General features: G+C 59.1%; 12 protein-coding genes and 1 pseudogene. 1 reads left to right on the top strand and 12 read right to left on the bottom strand.

The window, feature by feature from the left end; genetic code table 11:
- Positions 1-563: 563 nt before the first annotated feature.
- From CO664_RS28910 to CO664_RS28900, 3 genes and pseudogenes are all read right to left on the bottom strand, one after another.
- Positions 564-1301: a hypothetical protein gene (locus CO664_RS28910; RefSeq protein WP_097540679.1), complete on the bottom strand. Its 738-nt coding sequence runs from the start codon at positions 1299-1301 to the stop codon at positions 564-566.
- A gap of 308 nt (positions 1302-1609) precedes the next feature.
- Positions 1610-2366 (bottom strand): annotated as a pseudogene (locus CO664_RS28905) (DUF1612 domain-containing protein).
- Positions 2367-2799: 433 nt separating this feature from the next.
- Positions 2800-3012 carry a helix-turn-helix transcriptional regulator gene (locus tag CO664_RS28900; RefSeq protein WP_018097600.1) on the bottom strand — a complete coding sequence of 71 codons (213 nt, stop codon included), beginning with the start codon at positions 3010-3012 and terminating at the stop codon, positions 2800-2802.
- A 207-nt stretch (positions 3013-3219) separates the two neighbouring features.
- Here CO664_RS28900 and CO664_RS28895 point away from each other — a divergent pair, with 207 nt between their 5' ends.
- Positions 3220-3543 (top strand): transcriptional repressor TraM, encoded by a 324-nt coding sequence (locus tag CO664_RS28895; protein ID WP_097540678.1) that lies wholly within the window; start codon positions 3220-3222, stop codon positions 3541-3543.
- 3 nt (positions 3544-3546) lie between these two features.
- Here CO664_RS28895 and CO664_RS28890 read toward each other — a convergent pair whose 3' ends face one another.
- From CO664_RS28890 to CO664_RS28850, 9 genes are all read right to left on the bottom strand, one after another.
- On the bottom strand, positions 3547-4251 hold the full coding sequence (locus CO664_RS28890; RefSeq protein WP_097540677.1) for an autoinducer binding domain-containing protein: 705 nt from the start codon (positions 4249-4251) through the stop codon (positions 3547-3549).
- Between the two features lie 169 nt (positions 4252-4420).
- Positions 4421-5755 (bottom strand): IncP-type conjugal transfer protein TrbI, encoded by a 1335-nt coding sequence (gene trbI, locus CO664_RS28885; RefSeq protein ID WP_097540676.1) that lies wholly within the window; start codon positions 5753-5755, stop codon positions 4421-4423.
- A 12-nt stretch (positions 5756-5767) separates the two neighbouring features.
- The gene (gene trbH, locus CO664_RS28880) at positions 5768-6205 is read right to left on the bottom strand and encodes a conjugal transfer protein TrbH (protein WP_097540683.1); all 438 of its coding nucleotides are present in this window, start codon (positions 6203-6205) and stop codon (positions 5768-5770) included.
- A 2-nt stretch (positions 6206-6207) separates the two neighbouring features.
- Complete coding sequence (gene trbG / locus CO664_RS28875) at positions 6208-7020, bottom strand: P-type conjugative transfer protein TrbG (protein WP_097540675.1); 813 nt, start codon at positions 7018-7020, stop codon at positions 6208-6210.
- 17 nt (positions 7021-7037) lie between these two features.
- Positions 7038-7700, bottom strand: coding sequence for a conjugal transfer protein TrbF (locus CO664_RS28870; protein ID WP_097540674.1), 663 nt, complete (start codon positions 7698-7700; stop codon positions 7038-7040).
- Positions 7701-7723: 23 nt separating this feature from the next.
- Complete coding sequence (trbL, locus tag CO664_RS28865; RefSeq protein WP_097540673.1) at positions 7724-8899, bottom strand: P-type conjugative transfer protein TrbL; 1176 nt, start codon at positions 8897-8899, stop codon at positions 7724-7726.
- The gene (gene trbK, locus CO664_RS28860; RefSeq protein WP_097540672.1) at positions 8893-9093 is read right to left on the bottom strand and encodes an entry exclusion protein TrbK; all 201 of its coding nucleotides are present in this window, start codon (positions 9091-9093) and stop codon (positions 8893-8895) included. Before trbK ends, trbL begins: the two co-directional genes overlap by 7 nt.
- On the bottom strand, positions 9090-9893 hold the full coding sequence (trbJ, locus tag CO664_RS28855) for a P-type conjugative transfer protein TrbJ (RefSeq protein ID WP_097540671.1): 804 nt from the start codon (positions 9891-9893) through the stop codon (positions 9090-9092). Before trbJ ends, trbK begins: the two co-directional genes overlap by 4 nt.
- Entirely contained in the window at positions 9865-12321 is a 2457-nt protein-coding gene (locus CO664_RS28850; RefSeq protein WP_097540670.1) for a conjugal transfer protein TrbE, read from the bottom strand. The genes trbJ and CO664_RS28850 overlap by 29 nt, the downstream gene beginning before the upstream one ends.
- Between the last annotated feature and the right edge of the window lie 2 nt (positions 12322-12323).

Below are 12323 nucleotides of genomic sequence, written 5' to 3'. Positions count from 1 at the left end.
AGGACTACTCCTAGTGTTTGCACTAGGACTTGCAGCCTTCAGCCTGCCTCAGCAAGGCGGCCGTCACCGGATGGGTACCCTGCGGCGTGACGTCGAGCGTTTATGGATAAAGAGACGGGGCGATCGCTAGGGTTCGAGAGATGTCTTCGCCTCTGTCAAGTCAACCACGATCTCACCGATTCCGAAGCCGGTGTTTTCCGCGCCGTAGATGCGCTTCGTGATGCCGCCCAGCATTGATTCACCTTCGTGTCGGAGGACCTTCTATATATGCACACTCGCGCGGTGGTCACCCGACCTTTCGACCTTAGCTGGGCGGCGCGGCCTAAATACGCACTGCGGACGACGGACGGCGGTCATGACCGCTGGCTGAGACCACTACGCCGCGCGGTCTTGGCCCTTCAGCATTATGGATGCTTTCCACTTCGTCGGCCACTCTCAGGGCAGCTGCCGGGTTTCGGTCGATCTCGCGACGTCAGAGTCGACTTGCCTGACGTTGTGTTTCGGCCGCGATTGTTCAACGAGTTGACGACCGCTATGGAGCTGGACAGCTCCGAACGGCTAGCTTAGGCCGACTGCAATCGCACCAGATGCTTCATGAACGAGGCGGTGATCTCGAAGATGATTTCGATTTCCTCCTCGATAACGGCATCGTCGTGCTTCACATATTCGTTTTGGTAGTTGCCGTAGTAGTCGAGCAACTTCATGAACATGTTAGCAAGCTCTTTCGAACCGCCCTTATCTTTGATGAAGCCCCCTACTGGCTTCACCTGATGCTCAAGCGACTTGTCGACGCCGGTTATTTTCCTGAGCAGCTTCTCGAGCGACAACCGGATGTCATCCAGAACATTCCTGTTGAATACGCCGCCATCGTACTTCTGAAGGGCCTGGTTAAACAGCGAGAGAGAATCGGGATAATCTTGCAACCAGTGCCGCGTCTCCTCGATCAGGGTCTCGTTTATCTCGGTTTCACCGAGTTCGGCGAACTGGTGGTATTTGGTAGCAAGCTGAAGCTTCAGAGCCTTGCGCTCCTCCCTCTTCTGAAAGCCGAAAGAACGGTGATCGCAAAGCTCTTTGATGATCTTATACTGCTGTTTGGGTTCGAAAGCCTGGAGGTTTGCGAGGAACGCTGTCCGCTTGTTGGGCGCGTCGTACGGGTACGTCGCATGAGGAATGTTTTTGTCGAAGTCCAAGGCATAAGCATTGAAAGCCGTGACAATGTTATTGCCGGACATTCCGGAATTGGAGTCTGCGAGGATCGCTGCGGCGTGGCTCAGAAAGGTGACGGGAATTCTCTCGAACATCTAATCCTCTACGATTGATCGTTGACCTATAAACGTCGAATTTGAGCGCTTTGCAACTTGAAGCCGCGTCTACCAACGATCGTCGGCATGTATTGGGCTGCACGCGTTCCCTCGGCCGCCATCGCCTTCCACCCCAATCCTATGGTAATCCCAATGGTGGAATTTCTGTCTCCAAAGCCATGAAAGAAAGAACCCCGCCGTGCGGGGTTTTCGGCTGGTCGGAGTGGCAATATTCGAACCCCCACGGCCTGAACGTGGTAACGCACTCACAGTATACCCCACGCCCGAAACCTCCCCCTGCCCGTCATCTATCTGAGCCCGAGCTCCAAAACAATCCGCCGCGCCGCCTGCGGCGTGACCTCGAGCGTCTTCACGACCATGCCGGCGGACACCGGCGGTTTTGCCATGACCAGATCGATCAGTTCCGGTAGTTTTGACGATGTGCGACGGCCGGTGAGTTTTCGCTCGATCATCTGCCGCGCCAGCGCCAGCCGATCGTGTTCCTTCAGGCCGAGCTCGGCGGCCGCGATCATACCGTGAGCGATGGCCAACAGCCGGGTCTCACGATCGCGATGGCGGCGGCGATCGACGGGGATGGATTTCAGGCCGAGATTGAGGGCGGCAAGATACGCCGCGGTGATGATGCCGGCCTGGCGCAGGATCGAGGCGGCAAGCAGCCGGCCGAGCCAGGGCGCGTGCTGCAGCACGGCCAGTTCGTTCCAAGCATCGAGGGCAACGATCGCCTGCAGCACCGGCGGGCGCCCAGCCGGGCGGCTGCGCGACGATGCGCCGGCGGCTGCGCAGCACGTCGCGGGCAATCGTCAGTTCATGGGTCGGCGCCCGGATGTCATGGCCGGCGTCATGCAGCACCAGGTCCTCAAGGTGGACGAGCTCGCCGTCGATCCACAGCGAGGCGCAGGCATCGGTGAAGTGCATGCGTTCGAGAAAGCCATCTCCGACCGCTGAACGGGCGATGCGCTCGTCGAGACGGGCAAGCGCGATGCTGGCGTCGGAAACCGGCCGCAGCAGGGTCTGGATGGGCAAGTGAGTGAGATTGTAAACCATTGAAATGATGGCAAATGTTTCGTTAAAGGAACGCTATTAGAAAGTTAGGGTTGCTCACTGCATATGGTCGGTGGGTGACTTTCTTACTATCTATAGGTATCAAGTATCGATATCAGGGTTAGGCCGTGTATATCTTCGGCTCCAGGCGGGATGTTATACATGCTTCTATTCTTAAATGTGGCGACTTATTTGGGATACATCGATACATCTGAACACCGAGCTTCTGCAAATCTACGCGGTTCCGCAACAAAGGTTTAGATGGACGGCGATATTAAGCAAGCTTGCCCTCCCAAATAGACTAAAAATGCGACGCCCACCCAGGGGATGCCACGACCGACATCGGCAATATCGGCGGATAGACCTGCAACTGACGATGGCCGATCCGAGGGGAATGTCCGCCGATTGCAAAAAAGATCTACTCGCCTCGCCCAAGTCAGCCGGATTTCGTCACGAGCGCGGCTGGGTCAACACCCAAAGCGTCTGCGATCTGACCGAGAACGGTGACGCTTGCTGAAGCATCAGCGCGCTCAATTTTTCCGATATAGCGCGCGCTCAGCCCCGTGAGGTCTGCCAGTTCTTCCTGCGTGAGGTGTTTGCCATGACGTATCCGACGCAGGTTGATCGCCATGACCTCCTTGAGATCCATGACGTGAGCGGAACTGAAATAGGAAGAATCGTTCCAGGAACGATAGTTCCGATTCGTTTCCGCACGTGTTATTGGTTGAGCCGCCGCGCATTACTTTTAAGTTGGATGAGCTGGCGATTCAGACCGTGCAGTCACGGCGCAAACGATATATTGCGCACAGTAGTGTTCCTGTGAGTGGGTGGCGAAATGAAAGTTGAAGACAAGCGGATGGCCGAGTGTAACGCCTCCGGGAAAGCCGAGGAAACCACAGAGGGAGGATCTCGCTACAGCTCACTGAAGAAAGAAGAACTGGCGGACTTGGCGGTTTCTGCAATCCTCCAGCACCGGCGTCTTCTCAACGCTGATGAAGCTGTCTATCAAGAATGGCTCCGCGCCAGCGCTGATCCCTCCGTCTCGAGCGCCGTTCTGGAGAGCCTGCAGGACGAACATTTGGCTCGGCAGAAAAAGTCGCAAGCCCAGCAGGAAGAACTCTCTGAAATCATCGAGGCTCTCGGGTATGTCCCTGATGTTCCCCCGGAGGATGAGGACTGACGCTCAGATCAGTCCGCGGTCTTTGACAATCGCAACAAGCTGGGCAACCGTCTTGGCGTCGAACTTTCGTCGCGCGCTGTCCAGATAGTGCTGCACCGTCCTCTCTTTGATGCCCGTCAGCTTGGCGGTGTCCCCCGCGCTCCTCCCCTTTATCGCCCACATCAGGCACATGGCTTCCCTTGGGGAAAGTATCCGCTTAGGCGCGACGAGCTTCGTGGCGCCGATGATCTTCAGGCGGTAATGAATGGTCATGACCGCCTGAAGCGCCTTTCGACCGTCTCGAAGTTTCGAAATATCAGCCTTCCGCTCCGATGACGCCAGGGTCAGCATCATCTTCGAGCCGAAGCTACCCTCGACCGGAATTGTCACCCCGCTATAGATGCCATGCTCGACAGCTTGGTCGCGAAACCGTCGGAGCTCGGAAGAGCCGCGATCCGGCCAGTCGTCCGCTGTCCAGGCAAACACGTCCATACGGCGCTTGGCCTCCGTGACGACGGGGTCGATGCGAACGTAGTGACTGTTGAGATAAACGTCCTGCCATGGCTTTGGATAGGAACTGAAAGTCCGGACTTCGAGGCCTTCGGTTTGCAGATAAGCGAATCGCTCGAATCCGCATGCCTGCGCGAAGTTTTTGACCGCGTTCTTGATCATACGTTCATCGTGCGCGGCTTCCGCCATGTCGATTAGGGAGCGAAAGTCTTCGTCCACTGATGTTCTCCTACCCTCTTGTTGTTCGACGAGCCTTCCACCTCGTCGTGTCTGTTGCAAAGCGTTGATCAGACCGGTTGTCCAGAGCCGACGCACATTCAACCCAATGTCGATCTAAAACACGAGAAAGCAATGTAATACTTTTGTCGCGGTGTGGCTCGACGCGATGCTAACGAATGAACAATGAGCCGCCCTCTACCCGTCTAGCGGCGTTGTAGGCTGAAGGAAAAACAATGTCTTGATCCACTAGCACATTGAACTTGTAGCCGGGGCGTATGCGGATCGTCGGCTGAATACTCAAGTTCTTCGAGATCGTATCTTCAGCCACGCGACCGAAGCTCTGCGCGAAATTCCGCCGTGCCGCGTCCGACGGAGTATCTTGAGACGCCAATGTCGAGCTTTCGGGCATGGACATATCGATTCCGGTCCCGATCAGTGCGATCAATGCGGCCGAACCAAATGTCCGCCAGAGATGGCGATCTACCCCGTCTTTAAACCCACCGTAGCCTTCCGCGTCAGTGCCGGCCATGCCGCCGAGCTCCAGCGTCGATCCGTCCGGAAAGATAAGGTCGGTCCATACGACAAGGACCCGCTCCTGGCCGAAGGAGATCTTCGAATCGTAGCGCCCGAAGAGTTTCGTACCCTGCGGGATAAGCAGCCGATAGCCTGTGCCGCTGTCGTAGACGTTCTGGCTGACCTGCGCAGTAATCCGGCCCGGCAGATCAGAGTTGAGGCCTGTGATCAATGTCGCCGGAATGACTGAGCCGCGCTTCAGCTCATAAGGCGACATCTGCGGCACGACCTGGTCCGGCAAATAACCGAGATCCTTGATATCCTGATTGAAGAAGTCCTCCTTCGAGCTCTGGGCGTTCGGATCGACGCTCTGTCCCACCAACCCCGATTTCATGGCTGCGGCATATCGATCGAGGGCGCTGTTCGCGGTTGTGCCCGTGTTGCGGCGGCCGCCGTCGGTGGCATCTGCCGACGCCTTCTCAGCCTCGGAGATATCCACCGTCAGCGGCGAGTCGAGAGCGGTTGCACGCGCCTGGAGGCGAGCCATTCGCTGGCGCTGAGCTTCACGCATATATTGTTCGTCCTGCTCTCGTTTCATACGCGCCCTCCATTCCTCCTCGGTTTCTATTCTTGGCCGCCGTTCTTCGCGCTCGACCGAGCGGGGCTCTACGACCGGCTCCTCCTTATCGATTTTCTGCTCGACGAGAGGCGACGGCTGAAACGCCTCGCGTTCAGGCGGTTCGTCGATGATGCCGTCGGTGACCCCGCGTTTGAGCTGGTCGCCGAAGGTCGTCGCCGGCGTGTTAGAGGCGCTGTCGATTTCGTTGCCACGGTTGAAGGAAAGACCGCGCCATGACAGGCCGATCACGACGATGCCGCAGAACAGCACCACGAGGACGATGGCGAAAACGATTGGCAGGCGATTGAGGCGGCGGATACCCTTCTGATTATCCGCCGGATTGGACGCGCCGAGCTGGAGCGATTGCACCATAATCTCCTCCCCTCAGTTGCGCTGCATGATCGAGAGCGGGCTCGCCGGGGTGGCGCCGGCCGCTGTCGGCGTATAGGCGCGGCCGAGTACGATCGAGGGTGTCGTCAGTCGAGCAAGAACCTGGCCGTCGATCCCGTCGATCGCACAGGCAAGGTCTACCGGCTGGACGTCCTTTGCGGTCTTCCCGTCGATGATGACGGTGTATCCCCAGCCCTTCAGGGCAGCCTCGAGCGCAGTTGCAAATTCCGAACTGTCATTCTCCATCCTGATCGTCGTCGTGCCGGCAGGGCCGATCTGTTCGGCAAGCCGACTTGCCATGTCGCCGGCAATGGCGCTTGCAGTTGGTCCGGAAAGAGAGACCGGAGCGGCACCGGCGGTCAGTGCCTTGTCGGCCGTCTGGCAGCCGGAAAGAAGTGTGGCAGCGATGAGGGTGAGCTGCAGTTTTCGCACGATCATCCTCCCCGCCGAATCGTGATCTTCTGCTGCCGCCAGCCAACGCCGGAAACGAGGATCGCCTTGTCGACCGCGTAGTCGACGATCATCATGTCGTTCTTCATCCGATAGTTGACGATGCGGTTCTGCCCGCCGGAAACGACGAAAAGAACCGGTGCATCCTGGCCGGAAATCGACTTCGGGAACTGGATGTAGGTTTTGACGCCATCCGAATAGACCCGCTTCGGCTTCCAGGATGCGACGCCGCTCACCGAATAAAAGAAGTTGAGCTTGTCGGGCGCCGGTCCGGGAATGCCGCCTGCCTCCAGACGGGCATTGATGTCCGCGAGCTTGGTGGAGACATCCTCGGGATACTCGAAACCGATTCGGGCCATATACTGGCTCGGATGGGACTTCAGCTGAATGTGATAGGTGCGCCGGGAGGTCGTGACCACCATAGACGTCACAAGCCCCGGTTCAGAGGGTTTCACGATCAGGTGGATTGCCTGCCCGCCGGTCGCCCCCGAGGTCGCCGGCTCGACCTTCCAACGAACGGTATCGCCGACGAGAACGTCTCGAACGATCTCGCCGCCCTGCAGTTCGATGTCGCAGACCTGTAGCGGCGAGCAGACGACGGAGGGTTGGGTCTGGCCGAAGAGGAAGATGACCTTTCCATCGGGGCCGGTGGTAACGAGGCCTGGCGTTCCCCGCCACTTCCTGGAAATGTTCGTTCCCTTCATCTCATTCGTGGTCATGCTCTGCGCGTGGGCGCAATCTACGAAAACGAGCCCGGCCATGCAGCCGGCGGCTGCGATCAATCCTGTTTTGTGCATCGGAAATATCCCCGCCCTTAAAGCTGTGCCGTCCAGTCGAAATCCCGGACATAAAGCCCGATCGGATTGAGGCGGATCGTTGCCTCGTCCTGCGGCGTTGTCAGCGTAACCGTTGCGATGCCCCGAAACCGGCGCGTGCCGGTTTCCTTTCCCGTGCGGTCGCGCTCGTATTCGGTCCAGTCGATCTGATAGGTCTGGTTTGAGAGAGCCACGATGTTGTTGACCTCGATGGCGACTGTGGACGTTTTCGCCTTCTCGAATGGCGAGTTGCCGCGGAACCAGGCGTTGATCTTCTCCGTGGACGGATCTGCAGTCCTGAGAAGCGCATAGGTCCGGTCGATGTGTTGCTTTTGCACCACGGCGTCCGGCGTGATCGAGCGGAAGCTGCTTACGAAGTTGCCGAGCGTCGCGCGCACCACTCGAGCATCGGCATACTCGATCTGCTCCGGGAAGCCGGCTGTTACCGACGTCCCGAGCTTGTCGACCTCGACGATATAGGGCACGAGTGTGACCTGCGTGCTTAGGTACATCGCGTAGCTGAAGCCGATCACGGCCATTGAGAGGCCAAGGATCCCGACAAGACGCCAGGCTGCGGCCGCTTTGACATAAGAGCCGTATCGTTCCGACCATTCCTGGCGCGCGGCGAGATACGGGTTCTCGGGGGCGCGGTTCGCTGCCATCGATCCATCCTTTCCTTATGCTGTTAGTCGTTGCGTTCGGGAGGTCGCTTTGGAGCGCTGTGCCCGCTGCGACTCTCGTCGAGCTTGGCATTCGCGAGCCCGAGGAGCGAGCCAGCATAGGCACCCGGCGAGCCGATCGCCTTCTCCTTCGCCGCCGATCCCGCAGCCTTGCCGGCCGAACCGATGCCCGCGCCGACGCCTCTGAAGGCGGACCCCATGGCTGAGGAACCCGCGGCTCTGGCGGCTTGCGCCGCCGCAAACCCCGCCCCTGCCGCACCCGCTGCGAGGAACCCGGCCCCAGCAACAAAGGACGTCGCCTGGCCACCATGGCGGATCGCTTCCATCCCCCCGGAGACGGACGCGCCCTGGACGACGCCCTGGATGATCCCTGGAACGTACATGGCGATGATGAAGACCACGACGGAAATACCGGCGATGGCCAGGGTCGTGACGAACTGATCCGACGTCGCCGTGGGAGCCTGGGCTAAGCCAAGCAGGACGTTCGATCCGATCCTGGCGATCATCACCAGAGCCATGAGCTTCATGCCGACGCCAAAGGCATAGACGAGATAGCGAACGGCAAAGTCTTTCGTGAATGACGTACCGCCCAATCCGAGCATGATCATGCCCGCGAGCAGGCCGACATACATCTCGACCATCACCGACACGAAAATCGCTGCCACAAGCGAGAAGCAGATGACGACAACGCTCATCGCCAACACTGCAGCGATCGCCAGCGCATTGTCTTCGAACACACCGAACTGCGCCTGTTGCGACATTTGCGAGGCGACCCGTATGCCGGCGTCAAACACTTCCGCGGGCGAGGCTGAACCGCCGCCGGCTCCGATCTGGAAAAGGCTGTTGACGACGGCTCGGGCGAATGTCGGACCGTTATCGAGAACAAACGCGAAGAAGCCGACAAACATGATCCGCCTGACCAGCTCGGCAAACCAGCTATCAAGCGCAGCCGCCTGGATTGCGAGCCAGACGGCCGCAATACCGATCTCGATTGCGGCGAGAATCCAGAAAAGCGATCTCGCCGCATCCATGATGGTGCTTTCCCACCCCCTCGCTGCGGACGAGACCTGATTTTCCAGCTCGGTGAGAACCTGTCCCTCCTGTGCGAAAGCCGGAACCGCACATGCGACGCAAAAGAGCCCCGTGATCAGGTGCAAACGCGTGAAAGTTACATTCACCATCTCGGACGCAGCTCCTGACCATCTTTAACGGGAGGCAACCCGCTGCCGGAGCCGAAGAACGTCTGCCCGGCAGAGCGCTGCTCGTCCGTAAGGCCAAGTTTGCTGCTGTCTCTGGAATTGACAATCCGCGCGATCGCCGCCATCGCAAGAGACAGGATCACGAGCAAAAGGGCGATGAGGATAGCGCGGTTCACCAGCGGGGCTCCATCTTTTGACCTTCGGGAATGCTCTTGACCTCGGCGTTGAAGAACTCTTCACGCCGAGCTTGGGCCAGATCCTTGTCGGTCTGTTCAGCTTGCAGCCAGGTGCCCATCATGGTCATCTGCTGGGAAACGAGGCCACGAAGCTTCTGGATCTGCGCGACTTGTTGAGCAGCGATCTGGTGCCCGACCTGCAAGGCCCTCATCTGGCCGTCCGCCGTTTCGGACATCGATCGCAACGACGACATCGTGCTTTCCTCGCTGTCGAATTGATCGGCCGTGAGGCTTGCCGCCTTTAGCGTGCTGCCGATGGTGTCGCGGTTGGTATCCGACCATGTTTCGTACGTGGACGAGAAGCTCGCTGCATTCGGCAGATCGGTCTTGAGGTTGGCATAGCTCTCAAACCGTTGCTGAAGCAGGTCGTCGGCATTCGCCATCGAAAACGAAATGCTCTGACCCTGGTCGACGATGCTGCGGAGCTGATTGAGATCGCGCTCGACATCACCCCAGATATGGTACGGCAGCGTGGCCGTGTTTTGGAGCAGGTTTTCATAGATGTTCAGCTGCGTTTCGATCTGCTGGGCAAGTTGGCTGATCTGCGTGAGCTGGTTCTGGATTTGCTCGCCGGATTGCCCGACGAGCGAAATCAGTTCGCCGTTGTTGAGCACCTGGGTCCATTCGGTGGCGGCACCTGTCGCCGTGCCGGCTTGCACTGGGAGGGCTGCGGCAATGGTCGCCGCGGCGGCGAGCAGGCCGGCGAGCAGGTTAGTCCAAGTTGAGCAACCATTCGGCATCGTGAACTCCTCGCGTCTTCAGCCAATGGATCGGCCATTCGCGGCCATGTTCGGATTTCAGCGCGCGGACACGCTTCAGGTTGTCCTTTCCGGAAGCGCCGACAAAGCTCAGCGCCACTGGACCCAGCGCCATGTCGAAGAGCCGTCTACCTTCCGGGGTGGCAACGTAGTATTCGCGTTTGGGGGTCGCGCCGGCGACGATCTCGATCTGACGATCGTTGAAACCCAACCGCTCATAGAACTCCCGCGTTCCCGGCTCGCGGGCAGCGCCGTTCGGGAGGCAGATCTTCGTGGGGCACGATTCCTTCAGCACGTCGATGATGCCGGAGCGCTCCGCATCCGAAATGGATTGGGTTGCAAGGACCACAGCGCAGTTCGCCTTGCGCAGCACCTTCAGCCACTCGCGGATCTTGGCTCGAAACACGGGATGACCGAGCATCAGCCAGGCTTCGTCGAGGATGATCAGGCTTGGCGAGCCCTCGAGGCGCTTTTCGATGCGATGGAAGAGGCAGGTGAGCACCGGCACAAGATTGCGTTCACCCATGTTCATGAGACGCTCGATCTCGAAAGTCTGAAACAAACCGAGTGAGAGGCCGTCCTGCTCGGCGTCGAGCAACTGACCCATTGGCCCGTCGACTGTGTAGTGGTGCAGCGCATCCTTGATCTCGCGCATCTGAACGCCGCTGAGGAAATCTGATAGCGATCGTCCCGGAGCGCTTGCCATCAATCCGATTTGCCGGGAGATGGCATTGCGTTGATCGGGCGTAACGCGCACGCCTTGCAGCGCGACCAGCATCTCGATCCATTCCGCCGCCCAAGCGCGGTCTGCGTCGCTGTCCAGATCGGAGAGCGGGCAGAAGGCGAGCACCCTCCCCTCTCCTTCGTTCTCGCCGCCGATCTCGTAGTGGTCACCGTCGACAGCCAGCGTCAACGGCAGAAGTGAATTGCCCTTGTCGAAGGCGAAGATCTGGGCCCCGTCGTAACGCCGAAACTGCGCTGCGATCAGCGCCAGTAGCGTCGACTTGCCCGACCCGGTTGGACCGAAGACCAGGGTATGGCCGACGTCGCCAACATGCAGGTTGAGGCGGAACGGTGTTGAACCGCTCGTAACCTGGATCAATGGGGGTGAATTCGCCGGATAGTAGGGGCATGGCGCGACCGGATTGCCAGACCAGACCGAGTTCAGCGGAATAAGATCGGCAAGATTGCTGGTGTTGATCAGCGGTTCGCGGATATTGCAGTACCAATTGCCGGGCAGGCTGCCGAGGTAGGCGTCGGTGGCATTGAGCGTCTCGATCCGTGCTCCAAAACCTTCCGCCTGGATCAGCCGGCGTATCGACTCCGCCTTTTCCTGAAGCGCCTCGCTATCTTCATCGAAGAGCACGATGACTGGCGTGTAGTAGCCGTAAGCGACCAGCTGCGACGAGGCCTGTGCGATCGCGTCCTCGGTCTCGGCCACCATGGTCACGGCGTCCTGGTCGACCGACCGGCTCTCTGTCTGGAACAACTGGTCGAAAAACGGCCGAACCTTCTGCTGCCACTTCTTGCGTGTGCGTTCAAGCGTCTGGCGGGCTTCTTCCGCGTCGAGAAAGATGAATCGCGATGACCACCGATAGGTGTGCGGCATCAGGTCGAGACTGTTGAGGATCCCGGGCCAGCTTTCTGCCGGCAAACCGTCAATCGCGACGACGCCGAGAAACCGGTTCTCGATCTTCGGCGTCAGGCCGTGCTCGAACTCGGCTGTCGCGATCCAATCCAGATACATGGGGACGTCCGGCAGCCGGATCGGATGGTTCTCGCCGGTCACGCAGAAGCGAATGAACTGCAGCAGCTCATCATACCGGGCAAGCCGCGTCCCTCCCCTTTCGCTGACCTCGCGCGTTTCCATCCGTCGGGTCGAGAGTGTGTTCGCCAAATACTGCTCGATCTCGCGAACGGCGTTCTTGAACATGAAGAGCACGGTGTCCGCGTAGGATTTCTTGCGGCTTTCCTCGTCGGAGTAGATGTATTTGCTGAGCGCGGTCTTCGTGGACTCCAGCGGACGGTGGGTCAGTATCAGCGCGTGTTTGCTCTCAAAATGCCCCTGTTCACGCGCAAAATGCGTCCGGCGCTCGGCGTCGATCGCACGTGTGACCGGATCGGGGAAATGGCAGCGATTTTCTGATGGGTAATCGATCGTCGGAATGCGGATGGCTTCGACCTGAATCATCCAGCCGCTCCCAAGCCGCGACAGGATCGCATTGATCTGCCGCGACAGCTCGTTGCGTTCGAGGGCGGTCGCACTTTCAGAATCCGGGCCGGCAAAATACCAGCCGGCCATTAGACTCCCGTCCTTGAGCAGGAGAACGCCATTGTCGACGAGGCCGGCGTAAGGAACGAGATCGGCGAAGGAAGGGCCTGTGGCCCGGAAGCGTTTCAAAGCGACCACCA

It is taken from the genome of Sinorhizobium sp. NG07B (assembly GCF_002532005.1).
GTDB classification, from domain to species: Bacteria; Pseudomonadota; Alphaproteobacteria; order Rhizobiales; family Rhizobiaceae; genus Sinorhizobium; species Sinorhizobium fredii_C.
Note: the sequence above shows the minus strand (reverse complement) of the source record. Positions and strands in the feature narration are given on the sequence as shown.